Source organism: Streptomyces sp. NPDC043746 (genome assembly GCF_056436485.1).
Window position 1 is genome coordinate 14,951 of record NZ_JBWKCM010000046.1, and the last position, 17,008, is coordinate 31,958.

At 73.3% G+C, this 17,008-nt stretch carries 14 protein-coding genes; 3 read left to right on the top strand and 11 right to left on the bottom strand.

Annotation, left to right across the window (positions count from 1 at the left end):
• Positions 1 to 2: 2 nt before the first annotated feature.
• A complete protein-coding gene (locus tag AC0682_RS30090) occupies positions 3 to 2,147 on the bottom strand; it encodes a PhoH family protein (protein WP_478536327.1) in 2,145 nt (714 codons plus the stop codon).
• A 138-nt stretch (positions 2,148 to 2,285) separates the two neighbouring features.
• Positions 2,286 to 3,440: a carbohydrate kinase family protein gene (locus tag AC0682_RS30095; protein ID WP_254812599.1), complete on the bottom strand. Its 1,155-nt coding sequence runs from the start codon at positions 3,438 to 3,440 to the stop codon at positions 2,286 to 2,288.
• A 405-nt stretch (positions 3,441 to 3,845) separates the two neighbouring features.
• On the opposite strand from AC0682_RS30095, the gene AC0682_RS30100 reads away from it, so the two are divergent.
• Positions 3,846 to 5,198, top strand: coding sequence for an MFS transporter (locus AC0682_RS30100; RefSeq protein WP_254812598.1), 1,353 nt, complete (start codon positions 3,846 to 3,848; stop codon positions 5,196 to 5,198).
• Here the strand turns inward: AC0682_RS30100 and AC0682_RS30105 are convergent.
• The 7 genes from AC0682_RS30105 to hrcA form a co-directional block, all read right to left on the bottom strand.
• Positions 5,162 to 6,154, bottom strand: coding sequence for an adenosine deaminase (locus tag AC0682_RS30105; RefSeq protein ID WP_254812597.1), 993 nt, complete (start codon positions 6,152 to 6,154; stop codon positions 5,162 to 5,164). The genes AC0682_RS30100 and AC0682_RS30105 overlap by 37 nt on opposite strands.
• A gap of 68 nt (positions 6,155 to 6,222) precedes the next feature.
• Positions 6,223 to 7,134 (bottom strand): ribonuclease Z, encoded by a 912-nt coding sequence (locus AC0682_RS30110; protein WP_254812596.1) that lies wholly within the window; start codon positions 7,132 to 7,134, stop codon positions 6,223 to 6,225.
• A gap of 26 nt (positions 7,135 to 7,160) precedes the next feature.
• Positions 7,161 to 7,520 (bottom strand): histidine triad nucleotide-binding protein, encoded by a 360-nt coding sequence (locus tag AC0682_RS30115; RefSeq protein ID WP_478536329.1) that lies wholly within the window; start codon positions 7,518 to 7,520, stop codon positions 7,161 to 7,163.
• Positions 7,521 to 7,823: 303 nt separating this feature from the next.
• Positions 7,824 to 8,570: a 16S rRNA (uracil(1498)-N(3))-methyltransferase gene (locus AC0682_RS30120; protein ID WP_254812594.1), complete on the bottom strand. Its 747-nt coding sequence runs from the start codon at positions 8,568 to 8,570 to the stop codon at positions 7,824 to 7,826.
• Positions 8,567 to 9,643, bottom strand: coding sequence for a nitronate monooxygenase (locus AC0682_RS30125; RefSeq protein WP_254812593.1), 1,077 nt, complete (start codon positions 9,641 to 9,643; stop codon positions 8,567 to 8,569). The genes AC0682_RS30120 and AC0682_RS30125 overlap by 4 nt, the downstream gene beginning before the upstream one ends.
• A 132-nt stretch (positions 9,644 to 9,775) precedes the next feature.
• A complete protein-coding gene (gene dnaJ, locus AC0682_RS30130) occupies positions 9,776 to 10,915 on the bottom strand; it encodes a molecular chaperone DnaJ (protein ID WP_254812592.1) in 1,140 nt (379 codons plus the stop codon).
• Positions 10,916 to 11,932, bottom strand: coding sequence for a heat-inducible transcriptional repressor HrcA (hrcA, locus tag AC0682_RS30135; protein ID WP_478536332.1), 1,017 nt, complete (start codon positions 11,930 to 11,932; stop codon positions 10,916 to 10,918). It abuts the gene before it with no gap.
• A 180-nt stretch (positions 11,933 to 12,112) separates the two neighbouring features.
• Here hrcA and AC0682_RS30140 point away from each other — a divergent pair, with 180 nt between their 5' ends.
• Both AC0682_RS30140 and AC0682_RS30145 read left to right on the top strand, forming a co-directional pair.
• Positions 12,113 to 12,844 carry an MBL fold metallo-hydrolase gene (locus AC0682_RS30140; RefSeq protein WP_478536334.1) on the top strand — a complete coding sequence of 244 codons (732 nt, stop codon included), beginning with the start codon at positions 12,113 to 12,115 and terminating at the stop codon, positions 12,842 to 12,844.
• A 203-nt stretch (positions 12,845 to 13,047) separates the two neighbouring features.
• Positions 13,048 to 13,866 carry a DUF3097 domain-containing protein gene (locus AC0682_RS30145; protein WP_478536335.1) on the top strand — a complete coding sequence of 273 codons (819 nt, stop codon included), beginning with the start codon at positions 13,048 to 13,050 and terminating at the stop codon, positions 13,864 to 13,866.
• A 53-nt stretch (positions 13,867 to 13,919) separates the two neighbouring features.
• Here the strand turns inward: AC0682_RS30145 and hemW are convergent, their stop codons facing one another.
• Both hemW and AC0682_RS30155 read right to left on the bottom strand, forming a co-directional pair.
• Positions 13,920 to 15,161 (bottom strand): radical SAM family heme chaperone HemW, encoded by a 1,242-nt coding sequence (gene hemW / locus AC0682_RS30150; protein WP_478536336.1) that lies wholly within the window; start codon positions 15,159 to 15,161, stop codon positions 13,920 to 13,922.
• A gap of 22 nt (positions 15,162 to 15,183) precedes the next feature.
• The coding region (locus AC0682_RS30155; RefSeq protein WP_478536338.1) for a SpoIIE family protein phosphatase at positions 15,184 to 17,008 on the bottom strand (1,825 nt) is incomplete at its 5' end.

Here is a 17,008-nt window from a genome sequence, read left to right on the forward strand (position 1 = left end):
GACTACTTCCCTTTGCGGCGGTCGCGTCGGCCGTCTTCCCGGCCGTCCGCCTGACCGTCTCGTTGACCGTTTCGGCTGTCGTACTTCTCGTACGCGTCGACGATACGGCCGACGAGCTTGTGCCGGACGACATCCTGGGAGGTGAGCCGGGAGAAGTGCACGTCGTCCACGTCCTCCAGGATCTCCTGGACCTGCCGGAGTCCGCTCTTGGTGCCGCTCGGCAGGTCGACCTGGGTGATGTCACCGGTGATGACGATCTTGGAGTCGAAGCCGAGGCGGGTGAGGAACATCTTCATCTGCTCGGCGCTGGTGTTCTGCGCCTCGTCGAGGATGATGAAGGCGTCGTTGAGCGTGTTGTGCGTCAGCAGGTAGTCCTGGGTGACGTAGAGCGAGTCCTCCGCCGCCACCTGGATGCAGACCGCCTCTTCCCGCCCGGCCGGCTCGATGCTGTCGATGAACCGCATCGGGCGTCCACCGCCGCCGGCCCCGTGGTACTTCTCCGCCTTGCGGGCGAGGCGGAAGGGCTCGATGCCCTCGGGGAGGCGGATGTCGACGACGTGGGCGTCGTACCGGTGGTGCACGGGCCTGCCGTGGGCGAGCGCGGGTGCCCGGCCCTCCGTCGGCCGACGGCGTGTGTAGGCCACTCCGCCGAGCGACCGGACCAGCGCGATCACGTCGTCGCGAAGGGCGATCGAAGCGGTCGTGTACTGGATGCGGCAGGTACGGTCCGACTGCGTGACCGGACCGCCGTCGGCGTCAAGGAGACCCTGGAGCACCCCGAGGCGGATCTCGGCGGAGTTGTGCAGGTAGTCGTCGGGAACGAACTTCGAGTGGGACCGGGTGCCGAGGAGGTCCAACTGCCGCAGGACCGCGGTGACCGGGTTCTCCAGAGTCACCACATCGCCGGGGGCCTTGGTCCGGTTCAGCACGTAGTCCGGCCCACCCCTGTGCCGCAGGGTGACACCGGTGAGTGCTTCCTGCAGGGCTTCGGCAAGCTCGGGGTCGGCCGTGGCGAACGACGGGGTGGTGGAGCCGGTGAGGCAGCCGTCGCCCAGCAGCAGACCCAGTGCGTACGGGTCCATCGGGACTTCGCGCTCGGGGAAGCTCACGGGCGCGGTCAGCATCGGCAGCTCGTAACGGCGGGCGTGTGCCGCCCGGAGGTTGCCGATCATCTCCTTGGTCTCCAGGACCCGCCACGGCTTGTCCCGGCGGCGGTCGGCGGCCGTCCGGACCGTCCACAGGTGCTCGCCGCAGCACAACGTCCAGGAGCCGTCCTGGGCGCTGACACGGTAGATGTCCTTCTCACCCTGCGGGTAGACACCGAGGACGGGAGTCGGCTCACCGTTGGAGCCGATGACGAGGTCACCCACCTGGAGACTGCCGATGGGGCGCCACCCGTCGGGGGTCAGCACGTTGGTGAAGACCGGTTGAGCACGTCCCCGCATGTATGCCAGCGGCGCCACCTCGATCGTGCCCGCCGCCATCAGGCGCGGGATCGAGTCGGGGTCGAGCATGTCGTGCAGGGCGTCGTAGAGCGGGCGGAGATACGGGTCGATCTTGTCGAAGAGCGTGCCCGGCAGGAAGCCGAGCCGCTCGCCCGCCTCGACCGCGGGGCGGGTCAGGATGATGCGGCTGACCTGCTTGGACTGGAGCGCCTGGACCGCCTTGGCCATGGCCAGATAGGTCTTGCCGGTGCCCGCCGGGCCGATGCCGAAGACGATCGTGTGCCGGTCGATCGCGTCGACGTACCGCTTCTGGTTGAGCGTCTTGGGTCGGATGGTGCGGCCGCGGTTGGAGAGGATGTTCTGCGTGAGCACCTCGGCGGGTGTCTCGCCCTGGGGGTCCCCCTCGCCGGTGCCGGCCGCCCTGAGCATGGCGATCGACCGTTCCACTGCGTCCTCCGTCATCGGCGCTCCGGTGCGGAGCACGAGCATCATCTCGTCGAACAGGCGCTGGATGAGGGCGACGTCGGCCGCCTCGCCCGTGGCGCTGATCTCGTTGCCCCGGACATGGATGTCGGCCGCCGGGAAGGCCTCTTCGATCACGCGCAACAGCGAGTCACCCGATCCGAGGAGCATCACCATGGGGTGTGCGGCCGGGATGCGGATCTGGGCGCGCGCCTGCGGCTGTGTGGATGACTGAGTCATGGGCCGGCCCTCGGGCCTGCGCATACCTCCCGTTGCAGGGTTCTCGCCGTTCGACAACCTCTGGATCACCAAGCCTACGACTTGGCGGTGACAACGCGGAGTCCTTTTACCGGCCGTGTGTGCGAGGGCGGCGCCTTCTCACTGACGGAAGCCGATCGTGGGGACCGCCCGCCGCAGGGGCCAGGCGCGGGCCGCGGTGGGCAGCAGCTCCTCCAGGAACGCGTACCGCTCCAGGGCGGCGGGGTCCTGGTCGTCGAGCGTGCGGATGCGCTGCCACCAGGCGGCGATCTCGGCCCAGCCGGGGGCGGAGAGGGAGCCGCCGAACTCCTGGACGGAGAGGGCGGCCGTCAGCCCGGCGAAGGCGAGGCGGTCCGCGAGCGGCCAGTCGGCCAGGGTGCCCGTGACGAACCCGGCCACGAAGACGTCCCCCGCCCCGGTCGGGTCGAGTGCCTCCACCTCGATGGCGGGCACCTGGGCGGCGGCCCCGGTCCGCCCGTCGACGGCGTAGGCGCCCTCGGCCCCCAGGGTGACCACGGCCAGCGGGACCCGCTCCGCGAGGGCGTGGGCGGCGGCGCGCGGACAGTCCGTACGGGTGTAGCGCATCGCCTCCTCGGCGTTGGGCAGGAACGCCTCGCAATGCGCCAGGTCGGGCAGCGCGTCCAGGTCCCAGCGGCCGGTCTCGTCCCAGCCGACGTCCGCGAAGATCAGCGCGCCGTGCCCGGCGGCGGCGGCCACCCAGGGCTCGCTGCGCCCCGGGACGAGCGAGGCGATGGCGGCCCGGGCGCGCGGCGGGCACCGGGGGAAGGCGGGGTGCGGGGCGGCGTCGGGGGCGGCTCCGGCGGGGACGGACTCCGAGGGGACGGACTCCGAGGGGGTCGGGGTCGGCGCCGGGGCCTCGTGGCCGTGGGAGACCATCGTGCGCTCGCCCTCGTACGCCATCGAGACGGTCACCGGGGAGTGCCAGCCGGGGACGGTGCGCGACATCGACAGGTCGATGCCCTCGCCCTGTTCGAGCGTGTCCCAGCAGTACTCCCCGTAGTGGTCGTCCCCGAACGCGGCGGCGAGGGAGGTGCGCAGGCCGAGCCGGGCGAGTGCGGTGGCCATGTTGGCGACGCCGCCGGGACTGGAGCCCATCCCCCGGGCCCAGGACTCGGTGCCGCGCACGGGGGCGCTGTCGAGGCCGGTGAAGATGATGTCGAGGAAGACCGTGCCCGTCAGGAAGACGTCACAGGCGGGGTCCTGCGGGGCGCGCAGCGCCAGCAGGGGGTCGATCCCTGGAGTGTCAGTGCTCACCGTGCGCTCCCCGGCCGTGCGGCAGATCTGGACAGTGTGGGATCCGGCCAGTCTGCCCGATTCGGGCGCCGTCCGGAGCCTCCCCACCGATGCGGGGCTGCCCGAGGGGCGGTGCTGACCTGCATAAACATGCGCTGCTACCCGGCTTCCGGGTGCATAAACGCATAAGTGGCCCAGATCACAGCGAGGCGGCTTTCGGTGGGCTGGGAGCGCTTGATACAAATTGCCCCGCGAGCACCCTCGGGGACGTTGCCCGACGAGAGCCGCATTTCTCGTATCTCCCGCATTCCCCTGTATTTCCGCTGCCTTACCCCGCCCGCGCGTCGGCATCGCTCCGCCCTGCCCCGCGCGCGTCGCTCACCCTCCCCTCCCCCTGCCTGCTCAGGCATGTCTCCAGGAACGCCCATGTCCTCGCGCCCGCGCACCGCGTGGCCCGTCGTAGCCGTCTTCACGGCCGGCTACCTCGCCTCCTACCTGCTCCCCACCATCGTCGGCCGGCTCAGCGCCCATCTCGGTCTGAGTGCCGCGCAGGCGGGGCTGGTCGGCAGCGTGCTGCTGCTGAGTTCGGCGAGCGCCGGCTTCACGCTGGCGGGGCGGGTCGAGCGGTACGGGGCCCGGACCCCCGCCCGGGTCGGTCTGGTGCTGGCCACCGTGGGGTACGGCTCCGCCGCGCTGGCCGGGTCCGTACCGCTGGTGGTGGCCTCCGTGGTGGTCGGCGGCTTCGGCTCGGGGGCGGCGACGGCGGTCGCGGCGGCCGGGATCGCGGCCCGGCGCGACCCACACCGGACGTCCTCGCTCGGGCTGCTCACCGTCTCCGCCACGGCGGGCGCCCTCTATCTGACGATCCCCCACCTCGGCGGCGGCCACCGGCTCCCCTTCGCCGCGGTCGCGCTGGTGGCCCTGCTCGTCTGGCCCGCGACCGCCCGGCTGAACGGCCCCACGGCCCCCGAGGAGTCCGCCTCCCCGCTCACCGGCCGTCTGCCGCACCGCCGTTCCGGGCTCGTCCTGGCGGGCGGCATGCTCGTCTGGTCCATGGCGCAGAACGCGCTGTGGGGCGTCAGCAGCCGCATCGGCATCACGCAGGCAGGGCTGACCGAGGTCACCGTCGGCGCGGTCTTCGCCACCGCCCTCGGCGCGGGGCTGCTGGGCATCATGGGCGCCGGCGTGCTCGGGGCGCGGGTGGGCCGGGCGGTGCCGATCGGGCTCGGGACCGTGATCATCTCGGGGAGCATCGTGCTCAGCTCCTCGGCCCGGGACCTCGCCTCGTTCGCGACCGGCGAGATCCTGTGGAACACCGTCTACCCGGTGGTCCTCTCCTATCTGATCGGTCTTGCCGCCTCCCTGGACGTGCGGGGCCGCTGGGCGGTCCTGGCGGGCTCGGCCTCCTCCGTGGGCGTCGCCTGCGGCCCGCTCCTGGGCAGCGTGCTCTCCGAGGAGGCCGGCTACCCGGTGATGGGGCTGGTCCTCGGCGCGGCAACGCTCCTGGTCGCCGCGCCCGTCACCGCCGTGGCGCTGCACACCGGTGGCCGCCCGCTGGTGCCCGGCTCGGTCCGCCGCCGCGGTGGCGCCCCGGCCGCGCTGCTGGCCGCCACCACCGGCAGCCTCCCCGGTGCGGTGCCGAAGCTCGGCTCACCGGAGCAGCCCGTCACCGAACTGCGCGTACGGCGCAGGCGGCTGGTGCGCAGCGCGATCCGGACGGCCGGTCCGGACGGCGGGCCCGGTCAGGCGAACACGTACGCCTCGACCTCGGACAGATAGCGCGCCCGGCGCTCCTCGTCGTGGTCGAGGAAGGCCGCCTCGAAGGAGTTGCGGGCCAGGGTGCGCAGCTGCTCCGGTTCCAGGGCGAGGGCGTCCCGAACGGCGTCGAAGTTGTCCCCGGCGTACCCGCCGAAGTAGGCGGGGTCGTCGGAGTTGACCGTGCAGAGGAGCCCCGCCGCCATCATCTCCGGCAGCGGGTGGTCCTTCAGTGTGTCCACGGTGCGCAGCGTGACGTTGGAGAGCGGGCAGAGCGTCAGCGGCACCCGGTCCGCGACCAGCCGCGCCACCAGCTCCGGGTCCTCCATGCAGCGCAGCCCGTGGTCGATCCGCTCCACGCCGAGGACGTCCAGGGCCTCCCTGATGTACTCCGGCGGCCCCTCCTCCCCCGCGTGGGCCACCTTGCGCAGGCCGAGGGCGGTGGCCGCCTCGTACACCTCGCGGAACTTGGCGGGCGGGTGGCCGACCTCGGCGGAGTCCAGGCCGATCGCGCTGATCCGGTGCAGGTAGGGGCGGGCGGCGTCCAGGGTGCCGAGGGCCGCTTCGGCGGAGAGGTCGCGCAGGAAGCACAGGATGAGCTGGGTGGAGATCCCGTGGGTCTCCTCGCTGCGCTCCAGGGCCCGGCTCAGCCCTTCGACGACCGTGCCGACGGGGACGCCCCTGGCGGTGTGGGCCTGCGGGTCGAAGAAGATCTCCGCGTGCCGGACGCCCTGGGCGGCGGCGCGGGTGAGATAGGCGTCGGCGAGTTCGGTGAAGTCCTCCTCCGTCCGCAGCACGGCCATCAGCGCGTAGTAGAGGTCCAGGAAGGACTGGAGGTCCTCGAACCGATAGGCGTGGCGCAGCTCGTCGGTGGTGGCGTACGGCAGGGTCACCCCGTTGCGTTCCGCGAGGGCGAAGGCGAGTTCGGGTTCGAGGGTGCCTTCGATGTGGAGGTGGAGTTCTGCCTTGGGGAGGTGCACGGTCTCTCGCAAACGGTGGTGCTGGATGGGCGCACAGCGGTGGTGCCGGCGGGGTCGGGAAAGGTGGGTCAGTGGTGGCGAGGCGGCAGCGGGACCCGGATCAGGTCCTGGGCCACGGTGAGTTCGCCGTCGAATCCGGCGGTGCGGGCCTGCGCCTCGAAGAGTCCGGGGTCGCTGTAGCGCTGCGAGAAGTGGGTCAGCACCAGATGGCGTACGCCGGCCTCCTTCGCCACCCGGGCGGCCTGGCCCGCGGTCAGGTGGCCGTGGTCGGTGGCGAGCTTCTCGTCCTCGTCGAGGAAGGTCGACTCGATGACGAGCATGTCGCACCCCTCGGCGAGCGCGTACACCCCGTCGCAGAGCCGGGTGTCCATGACGAACGCGAACCGCTGCCCGCGCCGGTGCTCGGAGACCTGCTCAAGGGTGACGCCGCCGAGAACTCCCTCCCGCTGGAGGCGGCCGACGTCCGGTCCGGCGATGCCGTGCTCCTTGAGGAGGGCGGGCAGCATCCGGCGGGCGTCGGGCTCGGTGACGCGGTAGCCGTACGACTCGACGGGATGCGAGAGCCGGTGGCTGTCCAGGGTGTACGCGGGGGTGGTGGCGAGCACCCCGCCGGCCCCCGCGACCGGGGCCTCGGACAGCCGGACCGTCTCGCGGTAGGCGGTGGCGTACCGCAGCCGGTCGAAGAAGCGCTGCCCGCTCGCCGGATAGTGGGCGGTGACGGGATGCGGCACCTGGTCCAGGTTGATGCGCTGGATCACCCCGGCGAGCCCGAGGGAGTGGTCGCCGTGGAAGTGGGTGACGCAGATCCGGTCGATGTCGTGCGCGGCCACCCCGGCCCGCAGCATCTGGCGCTGGGTCCCCTCGCCGGGGTCGAAGAGGATGCCCTGGCCGTCCCAGCGCAGCAGGTAGCCGTTGTGGTTGCGGTGCCGGGTGGGGACCTGACTGGCGGTGCCGAGCACCACCAGCTCGCGTACGGACATGGGGAAACGCTCCTGCGGTGCGGGTGTTATCCGGGCGGCCACTGGAGGCCGCGGCCGCCCAGGACGTGGGCGTGCGCGTGGAAGACGGTCTGGCCGGCGCCGGAGCCGGTGTTGAGGATGACCCGGTAGCCGGTGGAGTCGATCTTCTCGTCGGCGGCGACCGCTGCGGCCTCGGTCAGCACATCGGCGGCGACCCGCGGTTCGGCGGCGGCCAGCGAGGCGGCGTCCGGGTAGTGGGTCTTCGGGATGACCAGGACATGGGTCGGGGCCTGCGGGTTGATGTCGCGGAAGGCGACGGTGGTCTCGCTCTCCCGGACGATGGTCGCCGGGATGTCTCCCGAGACGATCTTGCAGAACAGGCAGTCGGTCTGCGGCTCTCCCGCCATGGCTCCGGGCCTCCTCGCTCGCTGATGATCCGTACGGCTCATGCTATGGCCTGTCGTCAAACCGCCGTCGCTGCCCGGTGGGCGACCGCGCGGCGTCCGGTGCGTGCGACCGCACGGCGCCCCCATGGTCCTGCAGCGGAGCTGCCAGGGCCTTTCGGCCACGCCGCGAGCGCGCGTGCCGGGCGTCGCGCGGCAGAGGGCAGGCGGCAGGCGGCAGGCGGCAGGCGGCAGGCCCTACTCCTCCTCCCCGGCGCCCGGCCGTGGGGTCGCCGACCCAGCGCTTGGCGCGACGCCGGACCGTGTTCAGCCCCAGCGCCCCGTGCGCCCCAGCAGCAGCGCGGTCGCGGCCGTGCCCGCCGTGGACGTACGGAGCACACTGCGGCCCAGCCGGTACGGGCGGGCCCCCGCCTCGGCGAAGGCGGTCAGCTCCTGCGGGGAGACGCCGCCCTCGGGGCCGACGACGAGCACGATGCCGCCGGCGGCGGGGAGTTCGGCGGTGGCGAGCGGGGCGCTGTCGTGGTCGCGGTCCTCGTGCAGGACCCCGGCGAAGTCGGCACCGGCCAGCAGCGCGGCGACCTGCTTGGTCGTCATGGCCCCGGCCACCTCGGGGAAGCGGACGCGGCGGGACTGCTTGCCCGCCTCCCGGGCCGTGCTGCGCCACTTCGCCAGGGACTTGGCGCCCCGGTCGCCCTTCCACTGGGTGATGCAGCGGGCGGCCTGCCACGGCACGATCGCGTCGACGCCGGTCTCGGTCATCGTCTCGACGGCCAGCTCGCCCCGGTCGCCCTTGGGGAGCGCCTGGACGACGGTGATCCGGGGCGCGGGCTCCGGCTCCTCGTGGATGGTCCCGATGCCGGTGACGGTCAGCCGGTCCTTGCCCTCGGCGGCCCGGACCACGCCCTCCGCCCAGTGGCCGAGCCCGTCGGTGAGGACGACGTCCTCGCCGGGCTCCAGCCGCCGGACCGACACGGCGTGCCGCCCCTCGGGCCCGTCGAGCACGAACTCCGGTCCGGTGGGCATCCGTTCGACGACGAAGACGGGTGCCGTCACCGGGGGCTCCTCGTGCTCAGGGCCGTGCGGGCGGCCTCCAGTTCGGCGGCGAGCAGCTCGACCAGCTCGGCCACGGGCAGCTCGCGGGCCATCCGGTGGCCCTGCCCGGCCCACAGGGCCATGCCCTGGGCGTCCCCGGCCTTGGCGGCGGCCTGGCGGAGCCCGGTGGTCAGGTGGTGGACCTGGGGGTAGGCCGCGGGGGCGTACGGGCCGTGTTCACGGATGAACCGGTTGACCAGGCCGCGCGCGGGCCGCCCGGAGAAGGCGCGGGTCAGCTCGGTGCGGACGAAGAGCGGGTTGGTCAGGGCCTGCTTGTGGAGCAGGTGGGCGCCGGACTCGGGGCAGATGAGGAAGGCGGTGCCGAGCTGGGCGGCGTCGGCCCCGGCCGCCAGGACGGCGGCGATCTGGCCGCCGCGCATCAGACCGCCCGCGGCGACGATGGGGAGCTGCACGGTCTCGCGGACCTGGGTGACGAGGGTGAGCAGCCCGGTGCCGGTGTGGTCGGCCTGCGGATCGTCGCGGTGGGTGGACTGGTGGCCGCCCGCCTCGACGCCCTGGACGCACACGGCGTCGGCGCCCGCCCACTGGGCGGCCTGGGCCTCCTCGGCGGACGTGACGGTCACGACGGTGTACGTGCCCGCCTTCGCGAAGGCGTCCAGCGTGTCGCGGGTGGGGCAGCCGAAGGTGAAGGAGACCACCGGGACGGGGTCCTCCAGCAGGATGGCGACCTTCGCCTCGTACCCGTCGTCACCGGCGCTGCTGTCGGGGTCGCCGAGCGGGGTCTCGTACCAGGCGGCCTCACCGGCCAGTTGGTGGCGGTAGACCTCGACGGCGCTGGGGTCGGCGAGGGCGGGCTGCGGCATGAAGAGGTTGACGCCGAACGGGCCGCCGGTGAGCCGGCGCAGCTGTTTGATCTCGTTGTACATCCCGTCCGCCGTCTTGTACCCGGCGGCCAGGAACCCGAGCGCACCGGCCTCGATGACGGCGGCGGCGAGCTGAGCTCCGGAAGCGCCGCCCGCCATGGGGGCCTGCACGATCGGATACCGGCAGAGATCGGTCAACGCGGAGGACATGAACGCATCGTGCCACGTCCGCCGCACAGGGCCGAATCAGCCAGCGTCCGGCGTGACCGGTTCTCCTGCCGAACGCCGCGCCGCCCTCCGGTCGGGGACCGGAGGGCGGCGCGGTGAAAGGCGGAAAACGTCTCAGCGGCCGTTGAAGGCGTCCTTCAGCCGCGAGAACAGGCCCTGCTGACCTGGCTGGAACTGGCCCAGGGGCCGCTCCTCGCCGCGCAGCTTCGCCAGCTCCCGCAGCAGCCGCTCCTGCTCCGCGTCCAGCTTGCTCGGCGTGACCACCTCGACGTGGACGATCAGATCGCCCCGGCCGCCGCCGCGCAGATGCGTGATGCCGCGCCCGTGCAGGGGCACCGACTGGCCGGACTGGGTGCCGGGCCGGATGTCGATCTCCTCCAGGCCGTCCAGCGTCTCCAGCGGACACTTGGTGCCGAGGGCGGCGGCGGTCATCGGGATGGTGACCGTGCAGTGCAGATCGTCGCCGCGCCGCTGGAAGACCGGGTGCGCGACCTCGTGGATCTCCACGTACAGATCGCCGGGCGGGCCGCCGCCGGGGCCGACCTCGCCCTCACCGGCGAGCTGGATGCGGGTGCCGTTGTCGACGCCCGCGGGAATCTTGACGGTGAGCGTGCGGCGCGAGCGGATGCGGCCGTCACCGGCGCACTCCGGGCACGGCGTCGGCACGACCGTACCGAAGCCCTGGCACTGCGGGCAGGGGCGCGAGGTCATGACCTGGCCCAGGAAGGACCGGGTGACCTGCGAGACCTCGCCACGGCCGCGGCACATGTCACAGGTCTGGGCGGAGGTGCCGGGGGCCGCGCCCTCGCCGCTGCAGGTGTTGCAGACGACCGCCGTGTCGACCTGGATGTCCTTGGTGGTGCCGAAGGCCGCCTCGTTGAGGTCGATCTCCAGGCGGATCATGGCGTCCTGGCCGCGCCGGGTGCGCGAGCGGGGCCCGCGCTGGGCGGCGTTGCCGAAGAACGCGTCCATGATGTCGGAGAAGTTGCCGAAGCCACCGGCTCCGAAGCCGCCCGCGCCGCCGCCACCGCCGTTGGCGGAGAGCGGGTCGCCGCCGAGGTCGTAGACCTGCTTCTTCTGCGGGTCCGACAGCACCTCGTAAGCGGCGTTGATCTCCTTGAACCGCTCCTGGGTCTTCGGATCCGGGTTGACATCCGGGTGCAGCTCGCGGGCGAGCCGACGGAATGCCTTCTTGATCTCGTCCTGCGATGCGTCGCGGCGTACGCCGAGTACGGCGTAGTAGTCCGTGGCCACTTACGACTCCGCCAGGATCTGTCCGACGTAACGTGCCACTGCGCGTACCGCTCCCATCGTTCCGGGGTAGTCCATGCGGGTCGGTCCGACCACGCCGAGTTTGGCGACTGCCTCGTCGCCCGAACCGTAGCCGACCGCGACGACGGACGTGGAGGTGAGCCCCTCGTGGGCGTTCTCGTGCCCGATCCGCACGGTCATGGCTGGGTCCGTGGCCTCACCGAGCAGCTTCAGCAGGACGACCTGCTCCTCCAGTGCTTCCAGCACCGGCCGGATCATCACAGGGAAGTCGTGCCCGAAGCGGGTGAGGTTGGAGGTGCCGCCGATGATCAGCCGCTCCTCCGTCTCCTCGACCAGGGTTTCGAGGAGGGTGGAGAGAACCGTGGAAACCGTTCCCCGGTCCTCGCTGTCGAAGGATTCCGGCAGCTCCCGCACCAGCCGCGGGACATCGGCGAAGCGGCGTCCGACGACCCGGCTGTTGAGCCGGGCCCGCAGATCCGCGAGCGATGCCTCGCCGAAGGGCGCGGGGCAGTCGATCATACGCTGTTCGACCCGGCCGGTGTCCGTGATCAGGACGAGCATCAGCCGGGCGGGGGCGAGGGACAGCAGCTCCACGTGGCGCACCGTCGAACGGGTCAGCGAGGGGTACTGCACGACCGCGACCTGCCGGGTCAGCTGCGCGAGCAGCCGCACGGTCCGGCCGACCACGTCGTCGAGGTCGACCGCGCCGTCGAGGAAGTTCTGGATCGCCCGGCGCTCGGCGGAGGAGAGCGGCTTGACGCCCGCGAGCCTGTCGACGAAGAGGCGGTACCCCTTGTCGGTGGGGATGCGCCCCGCGCTCGTGTGCGGCTGCGCGATGAAGCCTTCCTCCTCCAGCACCGCCATGTCGTTGCGGACGGTGGCCGGGGAGACTCCCAGCTGGTGCCGTTCGGTCAGCGCCTTGGAGCCGACGGGCTCCTCCGTGCCGACGTAGTCCTGGACGATGGCGCGCAGCACCTCGAGCCTGCGTTCGCTGAGCATGGCGCACACCTCCAACTGTCGTTCCCCGGGGCTCTGTCCCCGGCTCTCCGTCTGGCACTCGCTGCATACGAGTGCCAGCCACCCACCGGATCAGTGTACGGGGGTGGGGTGGGGCCTGGGCAAGGGTGACCGGCCATGCCGCCGCCGAGCCGTACGGGACGTTGCCGATAGCGTCGCCCCATGGACGTGTTGTGGGAAGACTACGGCTGGGAGCGGTTGGGTCACGGTGTCGGCCGGCGGCGCCTTCCGGGCTGGGACGCCACGGTGGCACTGGTGGCCGGGGCGGACGGGGTGCTCCTGTACGACACCGGCTCGACGCTGCGCGAGGGCGCCGAGCTGCGCGGGCAGGCCGAGGCGCTGCTCGGCCGGAGGGTGACGCATATCGCACTGAGCCACCCGCACTTCGATCATGTGCTGGGCACGGCGGCGTTCGCCGGGGCGCAGGTGTACGGGGCGGTGGGGATCGCCGCACTGCTGGAGCGCTCGGCGGACGGGCTGGCCGTCTCGGCCGTGCACCACGGGCTCGCGGAGGACGAGGCGCACCGGGCGGTGGACACGCTGGTGGTGCCGCACCACGAGGTGACCGGTGAGTGGACGCTCGACCTGGGCGGCGGCCGCCAGGTGCTGCTGGCCAACGTGGGCCCGGGCCACAGCGGCCACGACCTCGCGGTGCTGGTCCCGGGCGCGGACGGGGAGCCTCCGGTGGTGCTCTGCGGAGACCTGGTGGAGGAGTCCGGCGACCCGCAGGCGGGCCGGGACGCGGTCCCCTCGCGCTGGCCGGCGGCGCTGGACCGGTTGCTGGAGCTGGGCGGCGAGGAGGCGCTGTACGTACCGGGGCACGGGGCGGTGGTGGACGCGGCGTTCGTCCGGGGGCAGCGGGAGGCGCTGGCGGAGCGGTTCGGGGTGGGGTGAGGCTTCGGGGTGGCGTGAGGGGCCTGGGGTGGGGTGCGGGGCCTCGGGTCGGGTGAGGGCCGCGGGGCGGGGCGAGGTGCTTCGGCGTCGCGTGGGGCGGCGGGCGGGCGTGTGGCTCACGCGGCGCGCGGGCGCGCACTCCGGCTCGCGTGTCGTGGCGGGGTGCGAATCTCCGTACCGGCGGGGCGAATTATCGTCGTGCCATGCGCAGCTACCAGCCGGACCTGACCCCGCCGTGGAAGCGGTCCGCCCCCGTGCCCGAGGTCCCCGCCGAACCCGATCTGGTCGTGGAGGAGGTCGCCACCGGTTTCTGCGGGGCGGTGATCCGCTGCGAGAAGACGGCCCAGGGGCCCACGGTGACCCTGGAGGACCGGTTCGGCAAGCACCGGGTCTTCCCGATGGAGCCGCGCGGCTTCCTGCTGGAGGGCAAGGTGGTCACCCTGGTCCGCCCGGCCCCCGGCGGCCCGGTGCGCCCCACCCGTACGGCCTCCGGCTCGGTGGCGGTGCCCGGTGCGCGGGCCCGGGTGGCGCGGGCGGGGCGGATCTACGTGGAGGGCCGGCACGACGCGGAGCTGGTCGAGCGGGTGTGGGGCGACGACCTGCGGATCGAGGGCGTGGTCGTGGAGTACCTGGAGGGCATCGACGACCTCCCGTCCATCGTCCGCGAGTTCTCGCCCGGCCCGGACGCGCGGCTCGGGGTGCTGGTGGACCACCTGGTGGCCGGTTCCAAGGAGTCCCGGATCGCCGCGCAGGTCTCGGACCCGCATGTGCTGGTGGTGGGTCACCCGTACATCGACGTGTGGGAGGCGGTGAAGCCGTCGTCGGTGGGGATCGGGGCGTGGCCGGTGGTGCCGCGGGGCCAGGACTGGAAGACGGGGGTGTGCCGGGCGCTGGGGTGGCCGGAGAACACGGGCGCGGCCTGGCAGCACATCCTGTCCAAGGTGCGCAGCTACAAGGACCTGGAGCCGCAACTGCTCGGTCGGGTGGAGGAGTTGATCGACTTCGTGACGCTGCCGGAGTGACGTCACAGCCAGGGGCCTCCGGGCCCCTGGCTGTCGGCTACCGGGCCCCGGCCTCAGTCCACCAGGTCCCGCACCACCGCGTCGGCCAGGAGCCGCCCGCGCAGGGTGAGGACCGCGCGGCCCCTCCCGTACGGTTCCGACTCCAGCAGCCCGTCGCCGAGGGCTCGGCGGGAGGCGGCGAGGCCGTCGGGTTTCAGGAGGTCGAGCGGGCAGCCCTCGCGGAGCCGCAGCTCCAGCAGGACACGCTCCACCCGGCGGTCCTCCTCGGCCAGGATCTCCCGCCCGGCGCCGGGTGAGCGGCCCTCGGCCAGCGCCTGGGCGTACGCGCCCGGGTGCTTCACGTTCCACCAGCGGACCCCGCCGACATGGCTGTGGGCGCCGGGACCCGCGCCCCACCAGTCGGCGCCGCGCCAGTACAGCTCGTTGTGGAGGCAGCGGCCTGCCTCGGTGGTGGCCCAGTTGGAGACCTCGTACCAGGCGAAACCGGCGGCGGCGAAGGCCTCGTCCGCGATCAGATAGCGGTCGGCGTGCGCGTCGTCGTCGGTCATGGGGATCTCGCCGCGCCTGATGCGGCGGGCGAGCTGGGTGCCCTCCTCGACGATGAGCGCGTACGCGGAGACATGGTCGGGGCCCGCCCCGATCGCCGCGTCCAGGGTGGCCCGCCAGTCGTCGTCGGACTCGCCCGGGGTGCCGTAGATCAGGTCCAGATTGACGTGGTCGAACCCCGCCGCCCGCGCCTCCGCGACGCAGGCCTCGGGCCGGCCGGGGGTGTGGGTGCGGTCCAGGATCTTCAGGACGTGCTGTCTGGCGCTCTGCATCCCGAAGGAGACCCGGTTGAAGCCGCCCTCGCGCAGGGCGGAGAGATAGGCCGGGTCGACCGACTCCGGATTGGCCTCGGTGGTGACCTCCGCGTCCTCCGCGAGCCCGAACTCCTCCCTGATCGCCGCCAGCATCCGCACGAGATCGGCGGCGGGGAGCAGAGTCGGGGTCCCGCCTCCGACGAACACCGTACGGACCGGGCGGGGGTCGTCACCGAGGACCTTGCGGGCCTGGCGGACCTCCTCGACGAGGTGGGCGGCGTAGTTGTCGCGGGAGGCGAGCGCCCCGCCGGAGCCGCGCAGCTCGGTGGCGGTGTAGGTGTTGAAGTCGCAGTAGCCGCAACGGGTGGCGCAGTACGGAACGTGCAGGTAGAAGCCGAGCGGGCGGTCGGCTGCGCCTTCCAGGGCATGGCGGGGCAGCGCCCCGTCGTCGGGCACGGGCTCACCATCGGGCAGTACGGAAGGCATACCGTCCATTGTCGCTCGCCCCGGAGACGTTTCAGTCCGCGTGCAGGACCAGCAGGGCCACGTCGTCGTCCGGCGGCTGCTCGGCGAACTCGTGGACCGCACTCCGGATGCGGTCGGCCGTGGCGTCGGCGGGCAGTCCGGCGCATCCGGCGAGAACCCGGGCCAGCCCGTCCCCGTCGTCGAACATCAGCGGGCCCGACCGCCGCTCGGTCACCCCGTCCGTGACGCAGAGCAGGCTGTCACCGGGCGCGAGGTCGAAGGTCTGGCTCTCGTACGCCACGTCCTCGACGACCCCCAGCAGCACCTGCGGTTCGGCCGCCGGGCGTACGGAGCCGTCGGGGCGGAGCAGCAGCGGCAGCGGGTGCCCGGCGCTGGCCACCGTGCAGCGGACGCCCCCGCCGGGGAGCGGCACGACCTCCCCGTACAGCAGGGAGAGGAACCGCGACTGCGAGCCGTCGTGGAGTTGTCGGCCCCCGGCGGCGGCGACCATCAGCGCGGCGGCCTCGGCCGCCTCCATGGCGTCGTCCAGCAGCAGCCGGTTGAGCCGGTCCAGAACCTCCCCGACGCCGAACCCCTCGCGGGAGAGGAGCCGGAGCCAGGGGCGGGCGAGGCCGGTCACGACGGCGGCCTCGGGCCCGGAGCCCTGGACGTCGCCGAGGACGAAGCACCAGCGGTCGCCGGGGCACGGGAAGATGTCGTAGAAGTCACCGCCGACCACGCCGTCGTCGCTCGGCTCGTAGACGAGGGCGCTGGTCACCCCGGGGATCTCCGCGACCTTGCTGGGGAGCAGGCCTCGCTGGAGGATGCGGCTGATGGTGGCCTGGCGGGTGTAGGCGCGGGCGGCGCCGACGGCGAGGCCGAGGCGGCGGACGAAGTCCTCGATGAGCGAGGCGACGGCCTCGGGCAACCGGGTGACACCCTCCCGGCCGACGAGCACGGTCCCGAGCGCCCGGCCGCCCGCCGTGATCCGGAACGCGAGCGCGGCCCCGTCGCGGCTGCCGGGATGCGGGGCGTCCGGGCTGTGCGGGACGTCCCCGGCGGGCGGGGTGCCGGGACGCAGGCCGCCCCGGGCGTGCGGGCCGTGTTGCGCCCGCCAGGGTACGGGGACGGGTACGGGGCCCGGGCCGATGTCGGCGGGGAGGCGGAGGGGCTCCCGCTCCAGGGCCGTACGCAGCGGCTCCGTACCGGTCTCGTCGCTGTGCCAGACCCGGGCGAGCCGGGGTTCGGCGCCCGGTCCCCCGCCCTCGGCCTCCAGCCAGATCGCGCACCAGTCCGCGAGGCGGGGCACCAGCAGCTGGCCCGCTATGGCGGCCACCAGGTCCTCGTCGAGCTGCCCGGCCAGCAGGTCGGACGCCTCCGCGAGGAAGGCCGGGGCGCCCCGGCCGCCCCAGACCGCGTCGTCGCGCTCGGTGCGCCGGGCGGCGGGGGCGAGGATCTCGGCGGCGCGCAGCCCGCGCCTGAGGGAGTCCCGGTCAGGCGGGGCGGGCGGGCCGCTCCAGTCGTCGACGGGGAGGCGGGCCCAGACGGTCTTGAGGCCGGTGCGGTAGGTGATGCCCCAGGACTCCGCGAGGGTGGCGACGAGCTGGAGGCCGCGACCGTACTCGGCGGGATCCGGAAGGTCGGCGGAGGCGGCCGGACCGGCAGAGGCTCCGGCGGAAGCGGAGCCGGGCGGACCGGCGGGAGCCTGGCCCGGAGCTTCGGCGGAAGCGGGAGCCCCTGCGGAGCCGGGAGCCCCTGCGGAGCCGGGAGCCTCGGCAGAGGCGGGAGCCTCGGCAGAGGCGGGAGCCTCGGCAGAGGCGGGAGCCTCGGCAGAGGCGGGAGCCTCGGCAGAGGCGGGAGCCTCGGCAGAGGCGGGA

Bases quoted from the DNA above. Each gene is read 5' to 3' on its own strand.
- AC0682_RS30140 (WP_478536334.1), top strand. From the start codon at position 12,113: ATGGACGTGTTGTGGGAAGACTACGGCTGGGAGCGGTTGGGTCACGGT.
- AC0682_RS30100 (WP_254812598.1), top strand. From the start codon at position 3,846: ATGTCCTCGCGCCCGCGCACCGCGTGGCCCGTCGTAGCCGTCTTCACG.
- AC0682_RS30125 (WP_254812593.1), bottom strand. From the start codon at position 9,643: ATGTCCTCCGCGTTGACCGATCTCTGCCGGTATCCGATCGTGCAGGCC.
- hrcA (WP_478536332.1), bottom strand. From the start codon at position 11,932: ATGCTCAGCGAACGCAGGCTCGAGGTGCTGCGCGCCATCGTCCAGGAC.
- AC0682_RS30110 (WP_254812596.1), bottom strand. From the start codon at position 7,134: ATGTCCGTACGCGAGCTGGTGGTGCTCGGCACCGCCAGTCAGGTCCCC.
- AC0682_RS30145 (WP_478536335.1), top strand. From the start codon at position 13,048: ATGCGCAGCTACCAGCCGGACCTGACCCCGCCGTGGAAGCGGTCCGCC.
- AC0682_RS30090 (WP_478536327.1), bottom strand. From the start codon at position 2,147: ATGACTCAGTCATCCACACAGCCGCAGGCGCGCGCCCAGATCCGCATC.
- AC0682_RS30115 (WP_478536329.1), bottom strand. From the start codon at position 7,520: ATGGCGGGAGAGCCGCAGACCGACTGCCTGTTCTGCAAGATCGTCTCG.
- hemW (WP_478536336.1), bottom strand. From the start codon at position 15,161: ATGGACGGTATGCCTTCCGTACTGCCCGATGGTGAGCCCGTGCCCGAC.